At 71.9% G+C, this 25649-nt stretch carries 22 protein-coding genes and 1 pseudogene; 12 read left to right on the top strand and 11 right to left on the bottom strand.

What is annotated here, in order from left to right; translation table 11 throughout:
* Window positions 1-10 precede the first annotated feature (10 nt).
* Window positions 11-595, top strand: a complete 585-nt coding sequence (locus AC5L36_RS36220; protein WP_441223298.1) for a DUF7144 family membrane protein — start codon at window positions 11-13, stop codon at window positions 593-595.
* Window positions 596-805: 210 nt separating this feature from the next.
* Here the strand turns inward: AC5L36_RS36220 and AC5L36_RS36215 are convergent, their stop codons facing one another.
* Window positions 806-1585, bottom strand: coding sequence for a class I SAM-dependent methyltransferase (locus tag AC5L36_RS36215; protein WP_441223297.1), 780 nt, complete (start codon window positions 1583-1585; stop codon window positions 806-808).
* A gap of 87 nt (window positions 1586-1672) precedes the next feature.
* Between AC5L36_RS36215 and AC5L36_RS36210 the strand changes: the two genes are divergently transcribed.
* Together AC5L36_RS36210 and AC5L36_RS36205 are read left to right on the top strand one after the other, a co-directional pair.
* Window positions 1673-2764, top strand: a complete 1092-nt coding sequence (locus tag AC5L36_RS36210; protein ID WP_441223296.1) for a carboxylate-amine ligase — start codon at window positions 1673-1675, stop codon at window positions 2762-2764.
* 227 nt (window positions 2765-2991) lie between these two features.
* A complete protein-coding gene (locus tag AC5L36_RS36205; protein ID WP_441223295.1) occupies window positions 2992-3816 on the top strand; it encodes an iron-containing redox enzyme family protein in 825 nt (274 codons plus the stop codon).
* On the opposite strand, the gene AC5L36_RS36200 is transcribed toward AC5L36_RS36205, so the two are convergent.
* From AC5L36_RS36200 to AC5L36_RS36190, 3 genes are all read right to left on the bottom strand, one after another.
* Complete coding sequence (locus AC5L36_RS36200) at window positions 3808-4008, bottom strand: CDGSH iron-sulfur domain-containing protein (protein ID WP_441223294.1); 201 nt, start codon at window positions 4006-4008, stop codon at window positions 3808-3810. The genes AC5L36_RS36205 and AC5L36_RS36200 overlap by 9 nt on opposite strands.
* Complete coding sequence (locus AC5L36_RS36195) at window positions 3992-4681, bottom strand: methyltransferase (RefSeq protein WP_441223293.1); 690 nt, start codon at window positions 4679-4681, stop codon at window positions 3992-3994. Before AC5L36_RS36195 ends, AC5L36_RS36200 begins: the two co-directional genes overlap by 17 nt.
* A 64-nt stretch (window positions 4682-4745) precedes the next feature.
* Complete coding sequence (locus tag AC5L36_RS36190) at window positions 4746-5834, bottom strand: sigma-70 family RNA polymerase sigma factor (RefSeq protein ID WP_441223292.1); 1089 nt, start codon at window positions 5832-5834, stop codon at window positions 4746-4748.
* Window positions 5835-6098: 264 nt separating this feature from the next.
* On the opposite strand from AC5L36_RS36190, the gene rpsA reads away from it, so the two are divergent.
* Together rpsA and coaE are read left to right on the top strand one after the other, a co-directional pair.
* Window positions 6099-7676, top strand: coding sequence for a 30S ribosomal protein S1 (gene rpsA / locus AC5L36_RS36185; RefSeq protein ID WP_441223291.1), 1578 nt, complete (start codon window positions 6099-6101; stop codon window positions 7674-7676).
* A gap of 467 nt (window positions 7677-8143) precedes the next feature.
* Window positions 8144-8962, top strand: a pseudogene (gene coaE, locus AC5L36_RS36180) (dephospho-CoA kinase); the annotation flags it as partial.
* 7 nt (window positions 8963-8969) lie between these two features.
* Here the strand turns inward: coaE and AC5L36_RS36175 are convergent.
* Window positions 8970-10580, bottom strand: a complete 1611-nt coding sequence (locus AC5L36_RS36175; protein ID WP_441223290.1) for a hypothetical protein — start codon at window positions 10578-10580, stop codon at window positions 8970-8972.
* 206 nt (window positions 10581-10786) lie between these two features.
* Between AC5L36_RS36175 and uvrB the strand changes: the two genes are divergently transcribed.
* Window positions 10787-12916: an excinuclease ABC subunit UvrB gene (uvrB, locus tag AC5L36_RS36170; protein ID WP_441223289.1), complete on the top strand. Its 2130-nt coding sequence runs from the start codon at window positions 10787-10789 to the stop codon at window positions 12914-12916.
* Between the two features lie 66 nt (window positions 12917-12982).
* Complete coding sequence (locus AC5L36_RS36165) at window positions 12983-13852, top strand: GNAT family N-acetyltransferase (RefSeq protein WP_441223288.1); 870 nt, start codon at window positions 12983-12985, stop codon at window positions 13850-13852.
* Here the strand turns inward: AC5L36_RS36165 and AC5L36_RS36160 are convergent.
* Complete coding sequence (locus AC5L36_RS36160; protein ID WP_441223287.1) at window positions 13815-14534, bottom strand: TetR/AcrR family transcriptional regulator; 720 nt, start codon at window positions 14532-14534, stop codon at window positions 13815-13817. The two genes, AC5L36_RS36165 and AC5L36_RS36160, sit on opposite strands and share 38 nt — an antisense overlap.
* Before the next feature lie 14 nt (window positions 14535-14548).
* Here AC5L36_RS36160 and AC5L36_RS36155 point away from each other — a divergent pair, with 14 nt between their 5' ends.
* The gene (locus tag AC5L36_RS36155; RefSeq protein WP_441223286.1) at window positions 14549-14995 is read left to right on the top strand and encodes an SRPBCC family protein; all 447 of its coding nucleotides are present in this window, start codon (window positions 14549-14551) and stop codon (window positions 14993-14995) included.
* 83 nt (window positions 14996-15078) lie between these two features.
* Here the strand turns inward: AC5L36_RS36155 and AC5L36_RS36150 are convergent, their stop codons facing one another.
* The gene (locus tag AC5L36_RS36150) at window positions 15079-15372 is read right to left on the bottom strand and encodes an antibiotic biosynthesis monooxygenase family protein (RefSeq protein WP_441223285.1); all 294 of its coding nucleotides are present in this window, start codon (window positions 15370-15372) and stop codon (window positions 15079-15081) included.
* Between the two features lie 304 nt (window positions 15373-15676).
* Here AC5L36_RS36150 and AC5L36_RS36145 point away from each other — a divergent pair, with 304 nt between their 5' ends.
* Window positions 15677-16678, top strand: a complete 1002-nt coding sequence (locus AC5L36_RS36145; RefSeq protein WP_441223284.1) for a TerC family protein — start codon at window positions 15677-15679, stop codon at window positions 16676-16678.
* Here the strand turns inward: AC5L36_RS36145 and AC5L36_RS36140 are convergent.
* From AC5L36_RS36140 to typA, 4 genes are read right to left on the bottom strand one after another with little or no spacing between them, the layout of a single operon-like run.
* On the bottom strand, window positions 16662-17564 hold the full coding sequence (locus AC5L36_RS36140) for a C40 family peptidase (protein ID WP_441223283.1): 903 nt from the start codon (window positions 17562-17564) through the stop codon (window positions 16662-16664). The genes AC5L36_RS36145 and AC5L36_RS36140 overlap by 17 nt on opposite strands.
* The gene (locus tag AC5L36_RS36135; protein WP_441223282.1) at window positions 17554-18636 is read right to left on the bottom strand and encodes a mandelate racemase/muconate lactonizing enzyme family protein; all 1083 of its coding nucleotides are present in this window, start codon (window positions 18634-18636) and stop codon (window positions 17554-17556) included. The genes AC5L36_RS36140 and AC5L36_RS36135 overlap by 11 nt, the downstream gene beginning before the upstream one ends.
* Window positions 18633-19391 (bottom strand): serine hydrolase, encoded by a 759-nt coding sequence (locus AC5L36_RS36130; protein WP_441223281.1) that lies wholly within the window; start codon window positions 19389-19391, stop codon window positions 18633-18635. The genes AC5L36_RS36135 and AC5L36_RS36130 overlap by 4 nt, the downstream gene beginning before the upstream one ends.
* Window positions 19381-21240, bottom strand: coding sequence for a translational GTPase TypA (typA, locus tag AC5L36_RS36125; protein WP_441223280.1), 1860 nt, complete (start codon window positions 21238-21240; stop codon window positions 19381-19383). Before typA ends, AC5L36_RS36130 begins: the two co-directional genes overlap by 11 nt.
* Before the next feature lie 144 nt (window positions 21241-21384).
* Here typA and AC5L36_RS36120 point away from each other — a divergent pair, with 144 nt between their 5' ends.
* The 3 genes from AC5L36_RS36120 (at window position 21385) to gsmA (ending at window position 24815) form a co-directional block, all read left to right on the top strand.
* Window positions 21385-22752, top strand: a complete 1368-nt coding sequence (locus AC5L36_RS36120) for a DedA family protein (protein WP_441223279.1) — start codon at window positions 21385-21387, stop codon at window positions 22750-22752.
* A gap of 153 nt (window positions 22753-22905) precedes the next feature.
* Entirely contained in the window at window positions 22906-23688 is a 783-nt protein-coding gene (locus tag AC5L36_RS36115; protein WP_441223278.1) for a lytic transglycosylase domain-containing protein, read from the top strand.
* 56 nt (window positions 23689-23744) lie between these two features.
* Window positions 23745-24815 carry a sporangiospore maturation cell wall hydrolase GsmA gene (gsmA, locus tag AC5L36_RS36110; protein ID WP_441223277.1) on the top strand — a complete coding sequence of 357 codons (1071 nt, stop codon included), beginning with the start codon at window positions 23745-23747 and terminating at the stop codon, window positions 24813-24815.
* Window positions 24816-25649 lie beyond the last annotated feature (834 nt).

Below are 25649 nucleotides of genomic sequence, written 5' to 3'. Positions count from 1 at the left end.
CGAGGAAATCATGGCCACATCAAGCGCGTCCCGCACCTGGGCGGTTGGCGGGCTGGTCTTCGCCGCCACCATGATGATCCTGTTGGGGATCTGGGAGGTCTTCGTCGGCATCGCCGCGATCGCCAACGACCGGTTCTTCGTCGTGGGGCCCAACTACACGTACGACATCGACACCACCACCTGGGGCTGGATCCACCTCGCCCTCGGCGTGCTGGCCGTCGTGGCGGGATTCTTCCTGTTCACCGGCGCCACCTGGGCCCGCGCGGTCGGCATCGCCCTCGCGGCGCTGGTCGCGATCAACAACTTCATCTTCCTGCCGTACTACCCGCTCTGGTCGCTGGCGATGATCGCGCTCGCGGTGTTCGTCATCTGGGCCATGGCGACCGCGCGCACCGACCGCCTCCTCGACCCGGGTGTGGGCGAGCGGTCCGGCTACTACAGCGACGCGGGCGGCGAGCCCCGGCCGGCGCCGGACCGGTGGCCCACCAACCGCCCGTCGGCCGGCCAGCACCGCAGTGACGAGCCCGCCGCGAACAGCACGCCGGCCAACGGCGTCGAGCAGGTCGCCGACCGCCCGCCACTGGGCCGGGGCTAGGCCCTGTTTCAAAATCCTTGCCGGGCTGCGCCGGGCCCAGACGACGACCGGCGGCGTCGGGCGTAAGGCCGCATACAGCACCGGTATGCGACCTTGCGCCCGACTTGCCGGATCGCCGCCTGGATCCCGGCTCGCCTCGACAAATCTGTTGAAACAGGGCCTAGGAGGTGAGCCGTCCGGCGGACCCGCGCTGTGCGGCGGCGCGGGCCGTCAGGCGGCCTTCGCGCAGGTGAATATCGCTGTGCCGGGGAAGAGCTTGCCGCGCAGGCGGCTCCAGCCGCCCCACGTCTTGTCGTGGTGGTCCGGCCACTCGGGCTCGACGAGGCCGGCCAGCCGCAGGCCGGCGGCGTCGACGGCGCGTACCCAGTCGCCCATCGTGCGGTGGTACTCGGCGTAGCTGGGCTCGCCGGCCCTGTCGTACTCCAGGTACGGGCGGCGGTCGAAGTAGGAGTTGACCGCCATGAGGCCTTCCTCGCCCGGTTCGTCGAGGAACGTCCAGCGGAACGGGTGGGTCGTGGAGAAGACGAAGCGGCCTCCCGGCCGCAGCACCCGGGCCACCTCGCGCAGCGCTCCGGTCGCGTCGGCCACGAACGGCATCGCCCCGTAGGCGGCGCACGCCAGGTCGACCGATCCGTCCCGGAACGGCAGCCGCAGCACGTCCGCCTCGGCTACCGGCAGCGCGAGGCCGGTCTTGACGTCGAGTTTGAGGGAGTGCTGGAGCTGCCCGTGGGCCAGGTCGATGCCGACCACCTGGGCGCCCTGGGTGAGGAGCCAGCGTCCGCACTGTCCGGCGCCGCAGCCGATCTCCAAGATCCGCTTGCCGGCCACCTCGCCCAAGAGGTGCGCGTCGGCTTCGTCGAGCCCCTCGGGTCCCCAGACGAAGCGGGCGTCGCCGAGGAACTCGCCGTGCTCGGCCTGGTAGGCGTCCGCCTCGTTGTCCCACCAGCGCCGGACGGCGCCCGCGGTGTCGGGTACGTGTTGGTCTGGCACCGGATCATTCTTACCGGTCGGCCCGAGGGCTCCGGTGGCAGGCCACGCGGTGGTTCATGTCCCCGCGCGGCGGGTACAGGCGGCGGCATGAGCGGCGAGACCATGGGGGTCGAGGAGGAGTTCCTGCTGGTCGACCCGGCCTCCGGGGCGACCGTCCCGCTCGCGGAGAAGGTGGTCGCCGGTGCGGCCGCGGCGCGGCTGCCGGTGGGCGCCTCCGTGCAGCGGGAGCTGCGCGACACCCAGGTGGAGGCGGCGACCGGCATCTGCACGACCGCGGCCGACCTCCGCGCGCATCTCACCGCGGGCCGCCGCGTGGTGGCCGCCGCCGCCCGCGACCACGGCGCCGTGGCGGTGGCGAGTGGTTCGCCGCCGGGTGGCTCGGGCGGTGCGGTGCCGTCGAGCCTGCCGCGTTTCGCCGCCATCGACGAGCTCTACGGCGAGGTGACCCGCGACTACGAGGCGTGCGGCTGCCACGTGCACGTCGGCGTCGCGGACCGGGACACCGCCGTCGCCGTGGTCAACCACGTCGGCCCGTGGCTGCCGACGCTCCTGGCGCTGTCGGTCAACTCGCCGTTCCACCACGGGCGGGACACCGGGTACGGCAGCTGGCGGATCGTGCAGCAGTCGCGGTTTCCCGGCTCCGGGCTGGCGCCGTACTGCCGCGACCACGCCGCGTTTCGCGCGGAAGTGGCCCGGTTGGTCGATTGTGGAGTGGTGGCCGACGAGGCGCAGACGTTCTGGTTCGCCCGGCCGTCGCCGCGCCTGCCCACGGTGGAGCTGCGGGTCGCCGACGTGGCGTCCACGGTGGACGATGCCGTGTTGCAGGCGCTGCTGGGCCGGGCGCTGGTCCGCACCGCGCTCGCCGACCTCGCGCGCGGGCGGGAGGCGGCGCCGGTACCCGCGCAGGTGGCCGCCGCGGGTGTGTGGACGGCCGCGCGCTACGGGCTCGCCGGGCCCGGCGTCCACCTCGGACTGTCCCGGCGGGTGCCCGCCGCCGACCTTGTGGCCGCGCTGCTCGCCCACGTGCGCGCGGCGCTCACCGAGAGCGGCGACCTGACGGAGGTCGGCGCCCTGCTCGACCGCCTGCGGTCCGGCGGCACCGGCGCCGACCGCCAGCGCCAGGCGGCCGCGACCGGCGGGCTGCCGGGGGTGACGGCGGCACTCACCCTCCGGGAGTGAAGAAACGAGCCGGGGGTTGCCCGGGGTGACGGCGGCGCTCACCCTCCGGGAGTGAAGGGGCGAGCGGCGGGTATCACGGGTCTCATGTCCAGCACAACGGCCACCCTCCCGGCCAGCCGCGGCCCGATCTCCGCGTCGGTCGTCGACCGCCTCACGGGTGGGACGGCGCCGCGGGTCGCCCTCGACGGCGCGGATCCCTCGGCGACGACGTCCAGCTCGCCCTGCACGTGTGCTACGAGCTGCACTACCGCGGGTTCGCCGGCGTGGATCCGGAGTGGGAGTGGGACGCCGACCTGCTGCGGCTGCGCGCGGAGCTGGAGGCGGCTTTCCTCGCCGCGCTGGAGCAGCGGGTCGACGGCGGGTCCGACGCCGCCGCCGCGCTCGAGGCGCTGCTCGTCGAGCCGGTGCCGGGCACCGGGGTCAGCCACTTCCTGCGCGACGACGGTGAGTGGTGGCAGATGCGGGACTACTTCGCGGTGCGCTCGATCTACCACCTGAAGGAGGCCGAGCCGCACGCCTGGGTGATCCCCCGGCTGGAGGGCCGGGCCAAGGCCGCCCTCGTCGCGGTGGAGTACGACGAGTTCGGCGGCGGCCGGGCCGAGCGGATGCACTCCCGCCTCTTCGCCGACCTGCTGGCGGCCGCCGACATGTCGCCCGACTACCTGCACTACCTGGACCGGGCCCCGGCATGCGCCCTCGCCACGGTCAACATGATGTCGCTGTTCGGGCTGCACCGGCGGTGGCGGGGCGCGCTCGTCGGCCATTTCGCCGCCGCCGAGATCAGCACCGGACCGAGCGCCCAGCGGATGGACGATGCGCTCACCCGGCTCGGCGCGCCCGCCGCGTGCCGGCTCTTCTACACCGAGCACATCGAGGCTGACGCGGTACACGAGCAGGTCATGCGGCACGACGTCGTCGCCGACCTGCTCGACCGGGATCCCGGCCTGGCCGCGGACGTGGTCTTCGGCATCCAGGCCACCGACGTGCTGGAGGAGCGCCTGGGCGCACACCTGCTGGGCAGCTGGCGGTCGGGCCGGTCGGCGCTACTCTGAGCGGACCCGGCGGCGGTGGCTGGTGTCGCAGAAGGGGTACCGCTTGCTGCGGCGGCAGGCGCAGACCGCGACCATAAACCGTTCCGAGCGGACCGTCGTGCCGTCGGGCAGCACGAGCTCGACCGGTCCCTCGACGAGCACCGGCCCGCCCGGCTCCACGACGACCCGGCGCGCCTCACCCGCGGTCGGCACGGATCACCACCAGGTCCTCGTGGCGCTGCCCGCGCCGCACCAGCCCGGCGGCCTCCAGGTAGGCGGCCCGGGCCCGCATGACCGGGCCGAACGGCACGCGCCGCCGGGCGACCACCGTGACGCTCAGCCCTGCCGCCCGCAGCGCCGCCAGCGACTGGTCCACATCGGACACATGAGAGTGGACGAGCAGCAGGAAGCCCTTGTCGTTCAACAGGTCCGGCGCGGTCGCGCAGAGCGGGTCGAGGACCGCCCGACCGTCCGGCCCGGCGTCCCAGGCCCGCTCCCGCCCGGCGGGCACGGCCGGCGACGGGCACGGCACGTACGGCGGGTTGGCCAGCACGACGTCGTACCCGCCGGCGACCTCCGCCAGCGAACCGCGCCACGCGCGCACCGGCAGCCCACGGCCCCAGGCGTTGAGGCGGGCGCAGAGCACGGCCCGGCGGGAGACGTCGACGGCGGTGACGTCACCCGCGCCGAGCCGGGCGGCCGTCACCGCGAGCACGCCGCTGCCGGTGTACGCGTCGAGCACCCGGGCGCCGCGCGGGATGGGCGCGGAGGCGGCCGCCTCGGCCAGAAGCGCCGTGTCGGCCTGCGGCGGGTACACGCCGGGCAGCCGAAACACCGGGAAGTCGATCGCACCCACGCTCGCGTAGGCGGCAGCCGTCGCCGTCATGTACCCCCCAAAGACCGGACGAGGTGAGCCGCGTTGATTCCCCGGTAATCCAGGGGCAAACCGGCTACAGCCGGTGGAACCGGGACAGCGACAGCACGCGCCGTACGTACGGCTGGGCGCCGCGCACCCGCAGCTCGACCGCGGCGCGGGTGGCCTCCTGATAGCAGGCGACCAGCGCGGCCACGCCGGCGGCGTCGACGAACGGCACACCGGACAGGTCGACGCGCACCTCGGCGGCGTGGCTGGCGACGGCGTCCAGGACCGCCCGGCGCAGCTGGTCGGCGCTGTCCCGGTCGACCTCCCCGCCGACGGCGACGGTCACGACGCCGCCGCGGGCGCGGGTGGTGGTCAGCGCCAGCCGGGGCTGGTCCATCGGGCTCTCGGCACCCCACGGTGGCGTGGTGTCCGAGAGCATGGCGTGGCGCAGCCAGGTCAACGTCCGGGACAGCAGCCGGGAGACGTGCATCTGCGAGATGCCGCAGCGTTCCGCGATCTGCACCTGGGTGAGATCGCCGTAGAACCGCAGGACCAGGATCTGGCGTTCGCGCTCGGGGAGCCGTTCCAGCAAGGTGAGCAGGGTCAGCCGGTCGTCGACCGCCGCGAGGTCGGCGTCGATCTCGCCGATCAGGTCGCCGTACTCGGCGGCGTCGCCGGAGTCGCCGCCGGTGATCGGTGCGTTCAACGACCGCGGCGTGTACCCGGCGGCGGACAGCACGGCCCGGTCGACCTCGTCGACGGAGGTGTCCAGGCGGTCGGCCAGCTCGGCGCGGTCGCCGGCGTTGGAGAGGTCGGCGTCGGTGTGCCGGATCTGGAGCAGCAGGTCCTGGAGGCGCCGCGGCGCGCGCACGCCCCAGGTGCGGTCGCGGAAGTGTTTTCGCAGCTCGCCCAGCATGGTGATGACCGCGAAGGCGGTGAACGAGCCGCGCCCGGGGTCGTACCGGTCCACCGCGTTGACGAGGCCGAGCCGGGCGGCCTGTTCCAGGTCGTCGAACGGCTCTCCCCGGCCGACGTAGCGCTGTGCGAGCCGGCGGGCGAGCGGCAGGCAGGCTTCGACGAACTCGGCCCGCGCGGACGGATCAGCCTCCGCGCGTGTGGCGTACAGCTGCGCCTCACGGTCGAGGTCGAGCCGGGCATCGGCCACGTCCGTACGCAACACCGCCTCCTCGTGGATCCGATTGGCGGCTACCTTCTACCCACCTGTCGAGCCGGCCACGCCTGCGGCATCGGGGGGTTCCGGCCGCGACTGGTCGTTCCCGCGAGTGGGACATTTCGGGCGATTGGCGACACGCGCACATCTCGCCCCGGTAGGGCTTGCACGCTGTGGTAATGCGCACGGTAAGCTAGTCGATGCACTCGCGGATCGTGACCTCGGCAGGGAGCAGGTCCGCGGTCGACGGACACATCGCGCTGATCACCAATGACGCTGAGTTGTGCCCGGCGGCGGGTCCGTGGGCGCAGCAGGTCCCCGCGACACCATCCGTTCGGAGCAACAGTCCACATGACGAGCAGCATCGAGGCCACCTCGAGCGCCAACAAGGTCACCGTCGACGACCTCGGGTCCGAGGAGGCGTTCCTCGCCGCCATCGACGAGACCATCAAGTACTTCAACGACGGCGACATTGTCGAAGGCACCGTCGTCAAGGTCGATCGGGACGAGGTCCTGCTCGACATCGGCTACAAGACCGAGGGCGTCATCCCCTCGCGCGAGTTGTCGATCAAGCATGACGTGGACCCCGCTGAGGTGGTGTCGGTCGGTGATCACATCGAGGCCCTGGTTCTCCAGAAGGAGGACAAGGAGGGCCGCCTGATCCTCTCGAAGAAGCGGGCGCAGTACGAGCGCGCCTGGGGCACGATCGAGAAGATCAAGGACGAGGACGGTGTCGTGCGTGGCTCCGTCATCGAAGTGGTCAAGGGCGGTCTGATCCTCGACATCGGGCTGCGCGGCTTCCTGCCCGCCTCGCTGGTGGAGATGCGGCGCGTGCGCGACCTCCAGCCGTATGTGGGTCGCGAGCTCGAGGCGAAGATCATCGAGCTGGACAAAAACCGTAACAACGTGGTTCTGTCCCGCCGGGCGTGGCTGGAGCAGACCCAGTCCGAGGTGCGCACCGAGTTCCTCAACAAGCTTCAGAAGGGCCAGGTCCGCAAGGGCGTCGTGTCCTCGATCGTCAACTTCGGCGCGTTTGTCGACCTTGGTGGCGTCGACGGCCTGGTGCACGTCTCCGAGCTGTCCTGGAAGCACATCGACCACCCGTCCGAGGTCGTCGAGGTGGGCCAGGAGGTGGAGGTCGAGGTCCTCGACGTCGACCTCGACCGCGAGCGGGTCTCGCTGTCGCTGAAGGCGACGCAGGAGGACCCGTGGCGGCAGTTCGCCCGCACCCACGCGATCCAGCAGATCGTGCCGGGCAAGGTGACCAAGCTGGTGCCGTTCGGCGCGTTCGTGCGGGTCGACGACGGCATCGAGGGCCTGGTCCACATCTCCGAGCTGGCCGAGCGCCACGTGGAGATCCCGGAGCAGGTGGTGCAGGTCGGCTCCGACGTGATGGTCAAGGTCATTGACATCGACCTCGAGCGTCGCCGGATCTCGCTGTCGCTCAAGCAGGCCAACGAGGGCTTCGTCGAGGGCGAGGAGCACTTCGACCCGACGCAGTACGGCATGGCCGCGACGTACGACACCGAGGGCAACTACATCTACCCCGAGGGCTTCGACCCGGAGACGGGCGAGTGGCTCGAGGGCTTCGACAAGCAGCGTGAGGAGTGGGAGCGGCAGTACGCCGAGGCCCGCCAGCGCTGGGAGGCCCACACCAAGCAGGTCCAGACGGCGCGTGCCGCCGACGTCGAGGCCGCCGCGGCACCCCCTTCGGCGGGTGGCGCGAGCGGTGGCGGTGCCCCGCAGGCTTCGGCCGCGCCGGCCCGCCAGGCCGAGGAGCCCGCGGGCACCCTGGCCACCGACGAGGCGCTCGCCGCGCTGCGCGAAAAGCTGGCCGGCGGCAAGTAAGGATCGACCGGTAGACAGGCCCCGTCGCGCGCGAGCGCGGCGGGGCCTTGTCTTTGCTTGCTTTCGAGCAGATTTCCCGGGTCCGCGTCAGCTGCGGACCGCCGCTCCCGCCGGAGACCGCGGCGGCCGGCGGCTCGCAGCGCTCGCCGAGACCTCCGACCCCCGCTGCCACCTCCGCGCGACAAGCCCGATCCCGCTGGGGCGTCGCACTCCGCGGCCGGCGGCGTCGGCGTTCGGAAAGCCGGTCGGGAGCGGCCGGGAGCGAAGCGCCGGGTGACCGTGACCAGCGGCGGACGGGTGAGGCCGCGGGAAATGCACCCCAAGAAAACGCTCCGCCGCGTTCCACGTTTCCCCGGGGGGCCCGCGCAGCGGTCTGGACCACGGCGGACATCGCGGTAGCCCAGATATCAAATCTCTTGCGCTCGAGGGTTTCGAGGCCGCGCGGGGCGGGGTGGAAGACTGGGGCTGTGCTGCTGATCGGGTTGACCGGGGGGATCGGGGCGGGCAAGAGCGCCGTCGCCGCGCGCCTGGCCGCGCGAGGGGCCACCGTCGTCGACTCCGACCGGCTGGCTCGGGAGGTCGTCGCGCCGGGCACCGAGGGGCTGGCGGAGGTCGTCGCGGAGTTCGGTGAGGGTGTGCTCGGGGCGGACGGCGCGCTCGACCGGCCCGCGCTCGGCGCCCGGGTGTTCGGCGACGACGTGGCCCGCCGGCGGCTGGAGGCGATCATCCACCCGCGGGTGCGCCGCCGCACAGCCGAGCTCGTCGCCTCCGCCGCACCCGACGCGGTCGTCGTCAACGACGTGCCGCTACTCGTCGAGGTGGGGCTCGCGCCGACGTACCACCTCGTGATCGTGGTCGACGCGGACGAGGCCACCCGCGTGGAGCGCCTCGTGCGCGACCGGGGGATGGCGCCCGAGCAGGCGCACGCCCGCATCCGCGCGCAGGCCGGCGCGGCCGAGCGGCGGGCCGCCGCCGACTCGCTGCTGCGCAACGACGCCGACCTGGACGACCTGCACGCCCGGGTCGACGCGCTGTGGCACGAGCGGCTCGTGCCCTACGAGGAAAACGTCCGCCACCAGCGCGTCCCCTGCCCGGGCGCGTCGACGTCGGTGGAGGACTACCCGCGGATCGCGGCGCGGCTGAGCCACGTGCTCGACACCGACAAGGTGGCCCTCGACGGCGGCGTAGTGCATGTGGAGAGCGACCGGCTGGACGCGCTCGGCCCGGCCGGCTTCCCGCCGCTGCCCGAGGGCCGCGGGTGGGGGAGCGCCGACCCTGGGCGGCCGGCGCGCGTCACGGCCGGCTGAGCGTCGGCACCTTCTCCGGGGTGATGTCGAGCTGGGCGAACGCCCCGGTGCGGGTGCGCAGCTCCAGCCGGCGCAGCACCCCGGTGCGGTCCATCCAGTAGCGGATGCGGGCCGCGCCCCGCGCGCCGCCGAGGTCGGCGCCCTTGGCGATCTCGTACACGTTGACCGGGCCGCCGGCGAGCGTGTCCTTGCGCAGCCACAGTGCCACGTCGCGGAGCGCCGCCGCGTCGTCCTTGCCGGTGCCGCTCACCGCGAGCGCCTCGTTGAGCAGCAGGTCGAGGTCGAGCCCGCCGAGCGCGTCGCCGCGGGCCGCCCACGGGATCGTCCGCCATTCGCCGGCAGGTGGGGGGAGCGGCGGCGGCTTCCCGGCGGTGAAGCCGTCGTTTCGCACGGTCACGCCGGTGCGGGTGGCCCGCATGAGGACGCGTTCGTCCTTCTTGTCCATGTCGTACGCGCCCAGGTACGCCACCGTCTCGCGCCAGTCCAGCCACCCGGTCGCGAGCAGCATGCCGGCGGGCAGCATCGGCACGGTCAGCGTGATCCTGCCGCCGCCCGCCGCGCGGTTGCGCTGCCGCATGAGGGCGAGCGCCCGCGCCTCCTCGGCGGTCACCTGGCGCGGCTTGCCGGTGCGCCCGCCGAGCGCGTCGATCGCCACCAGCTCCGGCCGCTCCTCGCGGGTGAGGTCGACCTTGACCGGCAGGTCCTTGCTCAGCAGCGCCTCGAACCGGTGCAGCCGCGCGTCACCGTCCAGCCAGTACCGCACCGCGCCGCCCATCGCGGCCAGCGAGTTCGGGGCGGGCGTGGGGGAGGCCGGCCCGGCCGCGCCGGGCTTGGTCGGTGAGGCGCTGGGGCTGGGGCTGGCTGTCACGGTCGGCTTGGGCTGCGGCGGTACGGCCGGGCCGAGCAGCACGTCCACCGTCTTGTCGGCGATCCGGTCGGTGCCGAGCCAGCGGGAGTCGCTGCGCGCCAGCAGGTCGGCCTGGTCCGGCTTGTCGCTGGCGATCGCGAACAGCAGCGCCACGAACGAGTCGATCGGCGCCGGGTGCGCGCTGGTCGCGGTCGAGGGCCGCACCCGCCAGTCCTTCGCCGGCGGCGTCGCCGGGGGCAGGCCGCCGTCCGCGCGTCCCGGCCGGGTCGCGATGATTCCGGGTACCGCCTGGAGCAGTCCGTCGTCCGGCCCGGGCGCCGGCGCGGTGGCCGCGAGGTAGGTGAGCTGGCGCCGCCAGTCGATCCAGCCCGCCAGCTTGATCTCGGCGCCCGGCTTGCCCAGCGTGGCCCGCACGCCGACCCGCCCGTCCTTGAAGTTTCGGGCGCGCATGCCGGCCAGCCGCTGCGCCTCGGTCGAAGAGAGCGGCCTCGCCTCCACCGGCTTGTCGGCGGGCGTACACGAGACGAGACCGGTGGTGAGCCCGGCGGCCGAGCCGGCCGCCACGCAGACCAGGGCGGCGAGTGCGATGATCCGTCGCCGTTCGAAGCTTGCCTTCACGCGAGGTTGAACGCGCTGCGGGTCGGATGGGTCGCGGGCAGGCCGGGAAAAGATGGGGCGCTCGCGGCGGCCGGTCAGCGCGTCCTGCGCGACCGCGTCGGGTGCGCTCACCGGCGAGCTGCCGGGGCTGCGACCCTGCGCCGGGACAGACCGGCCGGTGTGGAGGCCCGATCGTGTCTCCGGTCGGCCGCCGCGAGCGGCCTACTCCTAAGAGGGTAGTGCGGTGATCTTTCGCACACAACGCCAATATCGAAGTTGATCGCAGGTGGAACCGAGTCCGGAGCGGGTTGTCACACCCGCGGCGTACGGTTTAGCGCATGGGTCTCGACATCCCGCGGCTCGACGGTCGCTTCCAGGTCGTCAGCGACTACAAGCCTTCCGGCGACCAGCCGGCAGCCATCGACGACCTTGAGCGTCGAGTGCGCCGTGGCGATCGCCACACGGTGCTCATGGGCGCCACCGGCACGGGCAAGAGCGCGACCACCGCCTGGCTGGTCGAGCGGATGCAGCGCCCCACGTTGGTGCTCGCTCACAACAAGACGCTGTGTGCGCAGCTCGCCAAGGAGTTTCGGGAGCTGATGCCCAACAACGCGGTGGAGTACTTCGTCTCGTACTACGACTACTACCAGCCCGAGGCGTATATCCCGCAGACGGACACGTACATCGAAAAGGACTCCTCGGTCAACGAGGAGGTCGAGCGGCTGCGCCACTCCGCCACGATGTCGCTGCTGACCCGGCGCGACGTGATCGTGGTGGCCACCGTGTCCGCGATCTACGGCCTGGGCACCCCGTCGGAATACCTCGACCGGTCCGTGCGCGTCCGCGTCGGCGAGGAGATCGACCGTGACAAGCTGCTGCGCCGCCTCGTCGAGATCCAGTACACGCGCAACGACATGTCGTTCAGCCGCGGCACGTTCCGGGTGCGCGGCGACACCCTCGAGATCATCCCGGCATACGAGGAGCTGGCCGTCCGCGTCGAGCTGTTCGGCGACGAGGTGGAAAAGCTCTACTACCTCCACCCGCTCACCGGCGACGTGGTCAAGGAGGTCGACCAGCTGCTCATCTTCCCGGCCACCCACTACGCGGCCGGGCCGGAGCGGATGGAGCGGGCGCTGCGCGGCATCGAGGCCGAGCTCGGCGAGCGGCTGGCCGAGCTGGAGCGGCAAAACAAGCTGCTGGAGGCGCAGCGGCTGCGCATGCGCACCACCTACGACATCGAGATGATGCGCCAGGTCGGCTTCTGCAACGGCATCGAAAACTACTCGATGCATATCGACGGCCGGAGCCACGGCGACCCGCCGCACTGCCTGCTCGACTACTTCCCCGACGACTTCATGACGGTGATCGACGAGTCACACCAGACGATCCCGCAGATCGGCGCCATGTACGAGGGGGACGCCTCGCGCAAGCGGCTGCTGATCGAGCACGGCTTCCGGCTGCCCAGCGCGGCTGACAACAGGCCGCTGCGGTTCGACGAGTTCCTGGAGCGGGTGGGGCAGATGGTGTTCCTGTCCGCGACGCCGGGGCCGTGGGAGCTCCAGCACTCCGGTGGCGAGTTCGTCGAGCAGGTCATCCGGCCGACCGGCCTGGTCGACCCCGAGGTGATGATCAAGCCGACCAAGGGCCAGATCGACGACCTCATGCACGAGATCCAGCTGCGCACCGAGCGCGACGAGCGGGTGCTGGTCACCACGCTCACCAAGAAGATGGCCGAAGACCTCACCGACTACCTGCTGGAGCACGGCATCCGCGTGCGCTACCTGCATTCCGAAGTGGACACGCTGCGCCGGATCGAGCTGCTGCGCGAGCTGCGCAAGGGCGACTACGACGTGCTCGTCGGCATCAACCTGCTGCGCGAGGGCCTCGATCTGCCCGAGGTGTCGCTGGTGGCGATCCTCGACGCCGACAAGGAGGGCTTCCTGCGCAGCGGCACCTCGCTGATCCAGACCATCGGCCGCGCCGCGCGAAACGTGTCCGGTCAGGTCCACATGTACGCCGACAAGATCACGCCGTCGATGGCCACGGCGATCGACGAGACCAACCGGCGGCGGGCCAAGCAGGTGGCGTACAACGAGGCCAACGGCATCTCGCCCGAGCCGCTCCGCAAGAAGATCCACGACATCCTCGACGACATCTACCGCGAGGCCGACGACACCGAGGGCGCGCTGGGCGGCCACGGCCCGGGCGGGCACGTGATCGGCGGCTCGGGCCGGCAGATGTCGCGGGGCAAGGCGCCGGTGCCGCAGACCCGTTCGCGGGGCAAGGCGGCGACCCCGTCCCGCGAGGGCATGGCCCGCGCCGACCTGGCCCAGCTCATCCAGGATCTCAACGACCAGATGCTGGCCGCGGCGCGCGAGCTTCAGTTCGAGCTGGCGGCCCGCATCCGCGACGAGGTCCACGAGCTCAAGAAGGAGCTGCGCGGCATGGACGCGGCCGGCGTGAAGTAGCGCGTCGCCGCCCTGTTGCGGAAAAACGCGGGAGCGCTATCGATCGATGGGCCTTAGGGTCGTGGGGTGCGTGACGGGGAGTTGACCTGGAGCCCGCTCGACGGTGAGCGCGACCAGGAGGCGGTGGCCGCCCTGGCCGCGCGGTGCCATGCGACAGACGGCGGCATGACGGAGGTCACCGTCAGCCGCTTCGGGGCCGACGGCGTGATCACGACCGGCGCCCGCACGGCGGCGGGCGAGCTCGTCGCGGCGGCGGCGGTCCGCCGCCTCTCGCCGGGCGCGGCGGTCATCGGACTCGTCGACCCGGCCCACCGCGGTCGCGGCATCGGCGGCGTGCTGCTCGACCGGGGGCTGGCGGTCGCGACCAGCGTCGATCCCGCGGTGACCGTGGAGACCGAGGCGCTGACCGAGGCGAGCGAGCGGCTGTTCGCCAGCCGGGGGCTGCGGCAGGTGTTCGCCGAAGACGTGATGCGCTTCGACCTCGCGGCCGCCGAGCCGCCGGCCGTGCCGCTCCCGCCCGGCCTTACCCTGCGCGAGTGGACGCCTGACCTGGCCGCCCGGTTCTTCGCCGCGTACGACGCCGCCTTCCGCGACCGGCCCGGCTTTCCCGGCTGGCCCGCCGAGCGGTGGGTGGCGTGGACCGCCGGCGACGAGGAGTTTCGTCCACAGTGGTCACTGCTGGCGGCCGGCCCGGACGGCGCGGGCGACGCCGGCTTCATCACGTGCGCGGAGGGCTGGGTCATCCAGGTCGGCGTGGTGCCCGCGTGGCGCGGCCGGGGTGTCGGCGGCGCGCTGGTGACCGAGTCGCTCCGGCGGATGCGGGAGGAGGGCGCCGAGCAGGTCCTCCTCGACGTCAACGTGGACAACCCCGCCGCCCGCCTCTACACGCGGCTCGGGTTTACGAAGCTGGGCCGCCGCGCGAAGTTTCAGCCCTGACCGCGCCGGGCCGCGGGCCGCTGGCCGCGGGCTCCGTGGGTGGCGGGCCGCCGGGTGTGGGCCGCGTGGGCGGCGGGCCGCCGGGTGTGGGCCGCGTGGGCGGCGGGCCGCCGGGTGTGGGCTGCGCCGTCAGGGCCTCGTAGGCGGCGGCGAAGCGTTCGGCGGCGGCGTCGACCGCGGTGCGGTCGCCCGTCGCCAGCAGGTCGAGCAGCAGCCCGCGCATCACGGCCACGCCCAGTCGCGCGTCGGCGCGGGCCACGTCCTCCGGCACGCCGCGGGCGCGGGCGAACTCCACCGCCGGCGCCAGCCACGACTCCACGATGCCGTCGAGCAGGGGGAGCGCGTGGGCGCGGCCCTGGAGCGCCTGCCCGTAGACCTCGAAGAACAGCCGCTCGTGCGGGGCCAGCGCCGGGTCGGCGAAGCGCCGCCACATCCGGCGGATCGCGTCGCCCGGCGTGACCGCGTCGTCGAGTCCCAGATCGGCGAAGGCCTCCCGCTGGCGCCGCTCGACCGCCCGGATCACCTCGACGAGCAGCCCCTCCTTGGAGCCGAAGTGGTAGATGAGCATGCGGTGACTCGTGCCGAGCGCGGCCGCGAGCTGGCGCAGGCTCAGGTCGCTGAGGCCGTGCGCGGCGAGGTGGTCGATGGCGGCGTCGAGGAGGCGCTGCCGGGGATCGGGCATGTACCATATGGTACATGCGTGTGCAGGACATCGATGTGACGGCGCGCTCGCGGGCGGACGCCGATGCGGTCTACCGCCTGCTCGTAGACGGCGCGACCTGGCCCACCTGGTCGGGGCTGGGCTCGTTCGAGCTGGAGCGGGAGAGCCCGGCCGGTGGCGAGGGCGTCGGGGCCATCCGGATCTTCCGGACCTGGCCGTTCACCACCCACGAGGAGATCGTCGAGGCGGTGCCGGGCCGCCGGTTCAGCTACCGGCTCGTGTCGGGCATGGCGCTCGACGGCTACCGCGCCGACGTCGACCTCACCCCGGACGGCGGGGGCACGCTGATCCGGTGGCACTCCACGTTCACGGCGAAGCGCCCGTGGATGGGTGGGTTCTACCGCTGGTTTCTCGGTCGCTTCATCAAGGAATGCGCCGAGGGCCTGGCGAAAGCGGCGGCGAAGGACCAGGCCGCGGCCTGACGGCGGGCGCGGCGAAGGACCAGGCCGCGGCCTGAAGGCGGGCCGGGGCGAAGGACCCGCCGTGGCCCGAAGGCGCGGGAGCGTCAGGCGGGGACATCCGTGAAGTGCTCGACCCGCGGGGGCGCCGCGAAGTAGGGGCCGATGTGGGAGCGCCACGTCGTGAAGCGCTCGCTGTCGCGGAAGTTTCGCACGTGGGCCTCGACCGAGTCCCACTCCACGAGGAGCACGAAGCGCGACGGCGACTCGATGCCGCGGGTCATGCGGACCGAGCGGCAGCCCGGAGTGGTGACCAGGACGGGGTGACCCTTCGCGTACGCGGCCGCGAAGTCGTCCTCCTGACCTGGATTGACGTCGATCAGCGCGACTTCGAGCACCATGCCGGCAGCTTACCGTGCCTAGCCTCCTAGGAAGATTGAGTGACTGTGCTAGGAGTCGCATTACACAGTCCGCGGATGTGCCAAAACGGGTGCCGATGGTGGATGATGGTGGACGTAGGAGGGGAGTATTCCCCCGCGACGTTGTCGTCAACACGGTCGTCACCAGCTCGTTTGGTCGTCGACCCGGCATCGTCGGTCGCCAGTCCCACGAGGCACGGTCCGAGGGCGGCGGAAGAGACCTCCGACAGAGTCCACATCGCTTCGTCCATGACGGGGCGATGTCGCGTGTCTGCCGGAGGTTTCATTGGACGTGTCCACAGGGGTGTGGGTCGTCACCCTCGTCGTTCTCATCGCGGTGCTCGCCGTCGACTTGCTGATCATCGGCCGGCGCCCCCACGAGCCGAGCATCAAAGAGTCCAGTCTCTGGGTGAGCTTCTACATCGCCCTCGCGCTGGTCTTCGGTGTCGGCGTCTGGGTCACGAGCGGTGGCACGATCGCGGGTGAGTTCTACGCCGGCTGGCTCACGGAGTACAGCCTGTCGGTCGACAACCTCTTCGTCTTCGTGATCATCATGAGCCGCTTCGCGGTGCCCCGTAAGTTTCAGCAGGAGGTGCTGCTCATCGGCATCATCCTGGCGCTGGTGATGCGGGGCGGCTTCATCGCGGCGGGTGCGGCGCTGATCTCCCAGTTCGCCTGGGTGTTCTACATCTTCGGCGCGTTCCTGATCTACACGGCGATCAACCTCGCCCGCCAGGGCGAAATGGACGCCGAGGACTACAAGGAAAACGTCGTCATCCGGTACGCGCGGCGCGCCCTGCGGGTCTCCAACGACTACGGCAACGGGCGCTTCACGACGGTCGACACCAAGGGCCGGCGCATGTTCACGCCGCTGCTGATCGTGATGATCGCGATCGGCACGACCGACCTCATCTTCGCGCTCGACTCGATCCCGGCGATCTTCGGCATCACCGACGAGCCCTACCTCGTCTTCACCGCCAACGTGTTCGCGCTGATGGGCCTGCGCCAGCTCTACTTCCTGCTCGGCGGCCTGCTGGAGCGGCTCGTCTACCTGTCGCTCGGCCTGTCGGTCATCCTCGGCTTCATCGGGGTCAAGCTGGTGCTCGAGGCGCTCGCGGACAACAATGTGCCGTTCATCAACGGCGGCGAGCACGTCGGCTGGGCGCCGCACATCCCGATCTGGCTGTCGCTGACCGTCATCATCGGCACGCTGATCGTCGCCACCGTGGCGAGCCTCATCAAGTCGTCCCGCGACAGCAAGAAGGAATTAGTCAGCGCGGACCACTGACGACGCGGTGCGCCGCCACCAACGTGGCGGCGCGCTCCGCGGGCATCGGCTCCTCGACCACGAGCCGCTGCCGGTAACAGGCGTGCAGCAGGTGACCCGGGCCCCGGTCGGACACGAAGCCCACATGGTGGACGGGGCGCCCGGGACGGGCGAAAAAGTACAGGTCGCCAGGGCGCTCCTCGCCGGGCGGGAGCGGTGCGGTGGCGTCCGCCTGGTCGCTCGCGTCGCGGGGGAGCCGTACGCCGAGGCGCCGCCACGCCAGGTGTACGAGCCCGGAGCAGTCGATGCCGTCGCCGGACATGCCGCCCCACACGTACACGCGGTCGACGAGCCGGCGGGCCAGGGCGAGCACGCCGGTCGCCGGCGACGGCCACGGCGCCACCGCTCCGCCTGACGCCCACAGCGGACGCTCGAGCCCCGGCACGTGTACCGGCTGGAAGCCGTCGACCGGCGGGCCGGCCGGCGCGAGCCGGGTGCCGAGGACCACGCCGGGCAGCACGACCCGCCCGCCGGGGCGGTCGCGCAGGCCCGTCGTGACCGCGTCCACCACCAGCGAGGGCTCCGGGCCGGCGGTGAAGGCGAGCTGGGCCGCCGGCATCCAGCCCGGGTACCCCCGCGGGTCCAGCCGCGCCGCCGGCTGCTCCACGGCCACGACCCGGGCCCAGCCGTCCGGACGCAGCTCGTCGACGAGCACCCGCTCGCCGAGCAGCAGCTGACTGACGACGCACTCACCAACCCGCTGGTCGTGGTCCATCCTGGACACCCAGGCCGCGATGTCGGCGCGGGGGGCGAGTGCGGGCGCGTCGACGGGGCGGACCGCCGCCGGGTCGGACCACAGCGTCGCCACCGGGGTCGCTACGAAACCAACTGCCGGCTCAGTCGCCATCCTTGGATATTATCTTCACGCCGAGCCCGGGGTCGTCCGGCAGCACGACGTGCGCCTCCGCGTACCGGATGCCGCCCTCGACCGGAGACGACGCGAGCCACCAGGCGGCGTCGAGGTCGCAGACCGCCGTCGTGCCGTAGGCGGCGACGAGGCTCGCCGCGGCGCCGATGCCGACCTGGGTCTCCATCATCGAGCCGACCACGGTGCCCATCCCGTGCGCGGCGGCGAGCTCCAGCAGCGTGCGCGCCGGGCCGAGGCCGCCGCACTTGGCGAGCTTGACGTTGACCATGTCGGCGGCCCGCCGGCGGATCACCTCGACGAGGTCGCGTACGCCGTAGACGGCCTCGTCGGCCAAGATCGGCAGCGACACCCGCTCGCTCACCCAGGCCAGCCCGTCGAGGTCCCACGCCGGCACCGGCTGCTCAACGAGCTCGACGTCGAGCCCCGCGTCCTCGATGCCCCGGATCACCCGCACCGCTTCGCGCGGCGTCCAGCCCTGGTTGGCGTCCAGCCGGATGCGGGGCCCGTCGCCGACCGCCGCGCGCACCTCGCGTACCCGGGAGATGTCACCCGCGGCATCGAGCGCCACCTTGAGCTTGAGCACCGCGAAACCCTCCGCCACCCGGTCCTGGGCCGCCGCGGCCAGGGCGCCGGCCGCGCCGGCGGAGAGCGTGACGTCCGTGGGAACCCGCGACGCCGTCCCACCCAGGAGGCGCGCCAGGGGTACGCCGAGCCGGCGCGCGGCAAGGTCGTGCAGCGCGGTGTCGACGGCGGCCTTGGCGGCCTCGTTGCCGGCGACCGCGCGCCGCGTCTCGGCCAGCCGTGCGTGCAGGTCGTCGGGGTCGCGGCCGGTGAGCAGCGGCGCGAGGATCTCGCGGACGCAGGCCTCGCTGCCGGCCACGGAGGCGCCGGTCACCTGCCACACCTGCGGCGCCTCGCCGAAGCCGGAGCGCCCGTCGCTATCGACGATCTCCACGACCAGCGTCTCGACGGTGGTGGCCCGGCGCAGCGCGGTCACGAACGGCGTGTGCAGCGGCGCGGACACGCGGTGGGTGTGGATCTGGCTGATCATCGTCGCTCCCAAGCGGCCGCCGACACGCGCGCGATCAGCCCGCACGCGTCGGCGTCGGCCAGGTCCGTGGTGGTGCAGACGGCGATCGCGTACGGCGGCGCGTCGTCCGGGAAGACCACGCCGGCCCCGTGGCGCACGCCGTCGACCCAGCCGTTCTTGTGCGCGACGCGGGTGCCCTCCGGGAGTCCGGCGGCGAGGTCCTCGGTGCGTTCCTGGCGCAGGAGCGTCGCCACCATGGCGTCCGGCGGGCCGAGCCGCCCGGTGACGATCGCGGTGAAGAGCGCGGCCAGGTCGGCGGCCGTGACCAGGCTGTCGAGGCCGGCGTCGCGGGCGGCGTAGTCTTCGATGCCGCGCCGGGTCACGCTGTGTCGCGCGCCGGCGAGGGCCCACACCTCGGCGACCGCGTCGAGCCCCACGTGGCCGAGCACGATGTTGGTGGCCAGGTTGCTCGACTTGGTGATCATGCGTTCGGCCAGCCAGCCCAGCGGGACCGTGCCGCCCAGCCGCTCCCACACGCCCCTGTCGCTGTCGTAGTCGCGGGTGCAGCCGAACATCCCGCCGGCCGCCGAGGCGAAGACGTTGTGCACCGGCACCTCGGCGTCGAGGTCGGCGCCGGAGCGGTGCAGCGCCGCCAGCACGGCGACCTTCATCGTGCTGGCGGCGTAGTGGGTCTGCTCCGGCAGGCGGGTGTGGCGCGCCGGCCCGTCCAGCGGTCCGATGTAGACGGACACGCCCGGAGGCAGGTCATCCAGCATGCTTGCGCCGGGCGGTGTCGCGGGCGCGCTGGGTGGCGTCGAGCGTCACCTTGCGCAGGCGCACGGCGGCCGGCGTCACCTCCACGCACTCGTCTTCGCGGCAGAACTCCAGCGCCTGCTCCAGCGAGAGCTTGCGCGGCGGGATCACCTTCTCCGTCTCCTCGGAGGTGGAGGCGCGCATGTTGGTGAGCTTCTTCTCCTTGGTGATGTTGACGTCCATGTCGTCGGAGCGGGAGTTTTCCCCGACGATCATGCCCTCGTACACCTCGGTGGACGGCTCGACGAAGAGCGTGCCCCGCTCCTGGAGGTTGAGCATCGCGAACGCGGTGACCGCGCCGGTGCGGTCGGCCACCAGCGAACCGGTGTTGCGGGTGCGCAGCTCGCCCGCCCACGGCTCGTACGACTCGAAGACGTGGTGCAGGATGCCGGTGCCCCGGGTGTCGGTGAGGAACTCGGTGCGGAAGCCGATCAGCCCGCGCGCCGGCACCAGCCACTCCATCCGGATCCAGCCGGTGCCGTGGTTGACCAGCTGCTCCATGCGGCCCTTGCGGGTGGCGAGGAGCTGGGTGATCGCGCCGAGGTACTCGTCGGGCGCGTCGATCGTGAGGCGCTCCATCGGCTCGTAGATCTTGCCGTCGACCACCCGGGTCACCACCTGCGGCTTGCCGACGGTCAGCTCGTACTGCTCGCGGCGCATCTGCTCGACCAGGATGGCGAGGGCGAGCTCGCCGCGGCCCTGCACCTCCCAGGTGTCCGGCCGCTCGGTGGGCAGGACGCGGAGCGAGACGTTGCCGACCAGCTCGCGCTCGAGGCGGTCCTTGACCATGCGGGCGGTGACCTTGGCGCCCTTGACGCGGCCGACGAGCGGCGAGGTGTTGGTGCCGATCGTCATCGAGATGGCCGGCTCGTCGACGGTGATGCGGGGCAGCGCGATCGGGTTTTCCGCGTCGGCGAGCGTGTCGCCGATCATGATCTCGGGGATGCCGGCGACCGCGATGATGTCGCCCGGCCCGGCCGCGTCGGCCGGCTTGCGCTCCAGCCCGTCGGTCATCAGCAGCTCGGAGATGCGCACCCGCTCCTCGGCACCGCTCTCGCGGCACCAGACCACCGTCTGCCCCTTGCGGATCGTGCCCTGCCGGACCCGGCAGAGCGCGAGCCGGCCCAGGAACGGAGAGGCGTCGAGGTTGGTGACGTGTGCCTGGAGCGGCGCCCCCTCGTCGTACGACGGGGCGGGGATCGTGTCGAGCAGCGTCTGGAAGAGCGGCTGGAGGTCGGGCGAGTCGGGCATCCCGCCGTCGGCCGGCTGGGCGAGCGAGGCGAGGCCGTCGCGGGCGCACGCGTACACGATGGGGAAGTCGATCTGGCTCTCGTCGGCGTCGAGGTCGAGGAAGAGCTCGTAGGTGTCGTCGACGACCTCCTTGATCCGCGCGTCGGGGCGGTCGACCTTGTTGATCACCAGGATGATCGGCAGGCGGGCCTTGAGCGCCTTGCGCAGCACGAACCGGGTCTGGGGCAGCGGCCCCTCGCTCGCGTCGACGAGCAGCAGCACGCCGTCGACCATGGTGAGCCCACGCTCCACCTCGCCACCGAAGTCGGCGTGACCAGGGGTGTCGATGATGTTGATGGTGACCGGCTCGCCGGCCGCGGGGACGTAGCGGACAGCGGTGTTCTTGGCCAGGATCGTGATGCCCTTTTCCCGCTCCAGATCCATCGAGTCCATGATCCGGTCGGCGACGTCGCCGCGATGGAGGGCGCCGGCCTGCCGCAGCATGGCGTCGACCAGGGTCGTCTTGCCGTGGTCGACGTGGGCGATGATCGCGACGTTGCGGAGGTCCGAGCGGGTCTGCATGCCGTCCATTGTCCCGAACCTGTGATCATCGGCCAGCGCCGGGGCAAGGGCCTGTCGCGCACATCTCCGAACGGGCCGAGATCAAGACAGGCCCTAGGGCCTGTCACATTGGCCTGGCATGCTGTCGTACGTGTGGGGGCGGGCGTGCAAGACCTGGTGAATCTCCTGACGGACCTGCCGCCGCTGCTGGTCTACGCGGTGGCGGCGATCCTCGTCGCGGGCGAGACGGCCGTCATCGTGGGGCTGGTCGTGCCGGCCGAGGCGACGCTGCTCACCGTCGGCTTCCTCGCCTACCTCGGCACGCTCCGCCTGACCCCGGCCGTGATCGTGATGATCGCCGCCGCGCTGGTCGGTGACACGCTCGCGTTCCGCAGCGGCCGCCGCTACGGTCCCCGCCTGCGGTCCGGGCGGTGGGGCGCGCGGATCGGTTACGAGCGCTGGCAGAAGGCCGATGCCATGCTCGACCGGCTGGGTGGCCGGGCGATGTTCGGCGCCCGGTGGCTAGCCTTCGTGCGCACGCTCGCGCCGCGGCTGGCCGGTGGCGCCGGCATGCCCTACCGCCGCTTCGCCCCGTGGAACGCGCTGGGCGTGGTCACCTGGGTCGGCGCCTCCGTCCTCGTCGGCTACCTGGCCGGCGAGTCGTACGAGACGGTCTCCCGCTACCTCGGCAAGGCCACCGGCGCCGTGCTGGTCCTGCTCATCGCGGTCATCGCGATCGTCCTTCTTGGACGGTGGCTGGGCCGCAACCCCGACCCCGCGCTCGCGCTGGCCCGGCGGGCGGCGGCGCTCCCGCCGCTGCGGTGGGTCCACCAGCGGTACGGGCTGCTGTTCTTCCTGCTCTCCATGCGCTTCGGGCCGGCGTGGGCGTTCGTGGCCAACCTCGTCTTCGGGCTCGGGCTGCTGCTGCTCTTCGCGCTCGCGATGGCGTTCGTGGTCAACTTCGTCGTGCGCCACAGTGGACTGTCGGTGGTGGACGACGTCATCGCGGACTGGTTCGCCGCCCGGCGCACGGAGGGCTTCGCCCACGCGGCCGACGTGGTCGTCGACGTCATGGGGCCCAAGAGCCTCGTGGTCGTCGTCGCGCTGGCCGCGGTCGTGCTCGGGTGGCGCAGCCGGGCGTGGCGCCGCGACCTCGTCACGCTCGTGGCCACCGCGGGTGCGTTCCTGCCGCTGGTGCTGCTGGCCGTGGCGGAGCGCGCGCTGGTGTCGGAGCGCTTTATCCTGACCCAGCACGCGGTCGTCACCGCCAGCCTCTGCACGCTCGCGTGGCTCATCGCGCGGCGTACCCCGTGGATGGCCGGCGTGGCTGTGTGGACCGTGGCGGTCGTGGGCGTGGTGACGGTGAGCGGGGCCCGTCTCTACGTCGGGTGGAACACCGCGAGCCAGCTCGTCACGTCGGTGCTGCTCGGCGTGATGTGGACGGCGGTCTTCATGGTGGCGTGGGCGACCCGGGCGCGGATCCAAAACCCGTCGCCGGATGTGCCAGACATGTCGGGTTCAGCCCCCCGATAGGCCGTTGACGAGCTGTTATGGTGCGCACCGTGAAGCGCGAGGAGTGAGCTCCCGCGGCCTGGACGGGCCGACGCTGTGGTGACATGCGAGCCCCGCGGTCGCAAACGAAAGGCAGGCACGGTGAAGGTGCGCGCGGGGGTTTTGGCGGTCGTTATGTTGTTCGGCTTGACGGGGTGTCTGGAGCGGACGCGTGACGAGCCGCCGTCGGATTCCGCCGTCGTGGCCGACGAGACTCCGGAGGTCGAGCCGCTGGCGCAGGAGTGGGGTGCCGCGGCGACGCCGAGCGCCACCCCGAAGCCCACGCCGAAGAAGTCGCCCACCACGCGCCCGCCGGCCAAGCCGAAGCCGAAGCCGAAGCGCAAGCCGCCGGTGGAGACCCAGCTGCCGCCGGCGCCGCCGAAGCCGGCGCCGGAGGGCTGCGTGGCCAAGCGTGAGGGCACCGCGGCCACCCGCGCGCAGGTGAAGGAGGCGCTGACCGCGGCAGCCGGCCGCACCTACTGGCCGACGTCGGCGCCGAGCATCAAGGTGCCGCTCAACCTCGTCAAGGCGACCGCCTGGCAGGAGAGCGGCTGGCAGTCGAACATCATCGCGTGTGACGGCGGCATCGGGCTCATGCAGGTGATGCCGGACACGGCCACGTTCGTCAACCAGCGCTTCGGCCAGTCGTACGACGTCCGCGACCACAAGGACAACGCGACGCTCGGCGCCAACTACCTGGCCTGGCTTGTCAAGTACTTCGGCGACGTGTACTTCGAGGGCGACTACACGCTCACCGCGTGCGGCGTCACGGAGCTCTGCCTCCTCAACGCGGTGATCGCGTCGTACAACTTCGGTTTCGGCGCCGTCGACACCCCGAACGGGCTCGTCATCCCCAATCCGAGGTACGTGCGGAACGTGCGGGCGCTGATGACCGAGTGCGAGTGTCTCTCGTTCTGAGGACTTTTTTCACAATTTCCTCTTCAGTCGCAATTCGGGCAAATACCGTGTAGTGCATGAGGTACGCCCTTGAAGCGTTCGTGGTCGTGTCCCTCCTCGTGCCGAGCCCCGCGGCGGCCGCCGCCGGCGGTCCCACCGCCACCGTGCGTTCCGGTGGCACCGGCCTCAACCTGCGCGCCGGCCCCTCCACCGCGGACGCCCACGTCGGCCGCATCGCCGAAGGCAGCCGCGTGGCGGTGGTGTGCCAGGTGTACGGGCAGTTCATCGCCGGAACCCAGCGCCGTACCCCGGGCTGGGACCGCCTGTCCAACGGCCGCTACATCTCCGACGCCTACGTGCGCTGGAGCCCCCGGCGCCCCTGGGTGCACTGGTGCGGCCCGAAAGGCGCCGCGCTGCCCACCGTGCGCACCGGCACCGGCCCGGTCAACGTGCGCCGTGGCCCGAGCACCCGCTTCGGCCGCGTCGGGGGTCTGGCCGAGGGGACCGTACTGCACGTCGAGTGCCAGGTCTGGGGTGAGCTCGTCAGCGGCAAGATGCGCCGCACCGCCGCCTGGAACAAGCTGCCCGGCAGCCGCTTCGTCGCGGACTCCAACGTGGACTGGCGCGGCAACCCGCCCACGCTCCCGTGGTGCGGCCAGATGGCGCCCACCGTGCCGCCGGCCAACGCGGGCCAGTTCGTCACCCGGACCGCCGGCCCCGCGCGGGCGGGCTTCCGGCAGTACAAGGTGCCCGCCTCGGTCACCATCGCGCAGGCGATCCTGGAGTCCGGATGGGGCGGCAGCTGGCTGACCCGCCGCGACCACAGCTACTTCGGCATCAAGTGCTTCGGCAGCCCGGGTGGGATCGCGGTGGGCTGCCGTACGTACGCCACGACCGAGTGCGACGGCAAGAAGTGCTACCGCACCACGGCGTCGTTCCGCGCGTACCGCAACGCGACCGGCTCATTCGCCGACCACGGGCGCTTCCTGACGGTCAACCCCAGGTACAAGAAGGCGTTCGCGTACAGCCGCGACCCCAACCGCTTCGCCATCGAGATCCACAAGGCGGGTTACGCCACGTCGCCCACGTACGCGCAGAGCCTCATCAACCTGATGAAGAAGTACAACCTCTACAAGTACGACAAGTAACAGAGCCACTTAGGACTGGGTTTTGAGCTACCGCGATATTTGTCGTGGTCTGGTCCGGATGCGCGGCCCGCGCCACGCGGTGCGGCGGTGTTTGTCCACAATGCCTGTTGCCGACCAGGGCGGTGGGAGATCAAAAGCAGGGCTTCGTCGCTCGAGTTTCAGCTGAGCCAGCCTGACGCTGCGTCACAGATGGAGGTGTTTGGCCGCTGAATCCCTGTTGGGACGAGGATTTGGACTCCCGCGATGTTCGTCGTGGTCCGGACCGCTGCTGCCGCAGCCTCACCCGTCCGCTGCTGGGACGTGGGCCAGTCGACTTTCGCGATCTTGGCCGCTTGTGGCGGGGCCGAGCAAGGGCTCCGCGGCCCTGGGCGCTCACCGCGTTTCGATGATCGTTAGCCCGGATCCCGCGTTCTCGCCCGCGTGTCACGCGGGTTCCGGGCTAACGATCACGGCGCCTGCCAGATCCCGACCCGATCGTCCCGTCACGTGGGAGATGCGGGACCACCGCGGCCGCTCCGCATGATCGTTAGCCCCGATAACGGCGTGTCACAGCCTTTTCGGGCTAACGATCATGACGCCGCCCCATGGCTGAGCAGATTCTCCCGAGCAGTGCAAAGGTGCCCCGGCGATCCGTTGATCATCGTGTTTCGCGGTCTGGCCGACCCCCGGAAGCCGCAGCCGGCGTGCCAAGCCCCGGCACGGCTCTCACCGCAACCACCAAACGGTCTACAGCTGACAGACGTGGGCAAATCTATCTCCAGAAGCTCACGAAGGGGAAACACCCCGAATCCGAAAGGTCTCTAGAGACCTTTCGGGATCAGGGTCGCCGCGGTC

The sequence above is a fragment of the Phytohabitans sp. LZ39 genome (assembly GCF_059359075.1).
The sequence above is the reverse complement of the archived record's forward strand: the minus strand, read 5'-3'. Positions and strand labels throughout refer to the sequence as shown.

Bases quoted from the DNA above. Each gene is read 5' to 3' on its own strand.
- gsmA (WP_441223277.1), top strand. From the start codon at position 23,745: ATGAGGTACGCCCTTGAAGCGTTCGTGGTCGTGTCCCTCCTCGTGCCG.
- AC5L36_RS36140 (WP_441223283.1), bottom strand. From the start codon at position 17,564: ATGGCGACTGAGCCGGCAGTTGGTTTCGTAGCGACCCCGGTGGCGACG.
- AC5L36_RS36210 (WP_441223296.1), top strand. From the start codon at position 1,673: ATGAGCGGCGAGACCATGGGGGTCGAGGAGGAGTTCCTGCTGGTCGAC.
- rpsA (WP_441223291.1), top strand. From the start codon at position 6,099: ATGACGCTGAGTTGTGCCCGGCGGCGGGTCCGTGGGCGCAGCAGGTCC.
- typA (WP_441223280.1), bottom strand. From the start codon at position 21,240: ATGCAGACCCGCTCGGACCTCCGCAACGTCGCGATCATCGCCCACGTC.
- AC5L36_RS36155 (WP_441223286.1), top strand. From the start codon at position 14,549: ATGCGTGTGCAGGACATCGATGTGACGGCGCGCTCGCGGGCGGACGCC.
- AC5L36_RS36130 (WP_441223281.1), bottom strand. From the start codon at position 19,391: ATGCTGGATGACCTGCCTCCGGGCGTGTCCGTCTACATCGGACCGCTG.
- AC5L36_RS36150 (WP_441223285.1), bottom strand. From the start codon at position 15,372: ATGGTGCTCGAAGTCGCGCTGATCGACGTCAATCCAGGTCAGGAGGAC.
- AC5L36_RS36115 (WP_441223278.1), top strand. From the start codon at position 22,906: ATGTTGTTCGGCTTGACGGGGTGTCTGGAGCGGACGCGTGACGAGCCG.
- uvrB (WP_441223289.1), top strand. From the start codon at position 10,787: ATGGGTCTCGACATCCCGCGGCTCGACGGTCGCTTCCAGGTCGTCAGC.
- AC5L36_RS36135 (WP_441223282.1), bottom strand. From the start codon at position 18,636: ATGATCAGCCAGATCCACACCCACCGCGTGTCCGCGCCGCTGCACACG.
- AC5L36_RS36160 (WP_441223287.1), bottom strand. From the start codon at position 14,534: ATGCCCGATCCCCGGCAGCGCCTCCTCGACGCCGCCATCGACCACCTC.
- AC5L36_RS36195 (WP_441223293.1), bottom strand. From the start codon at position 4,681: ATGACGGCGACGGCTGCCGCCTACGCGAGCGTGGGTGCGATCGACTTC.
- AC5L36_RS36220 (WP_441223298.1), top strand. From the start codon at position 11: ATGGCCACATCAAGCGCGTCCCGCACCTGGGCGGTTGGCGGGCTGGTC.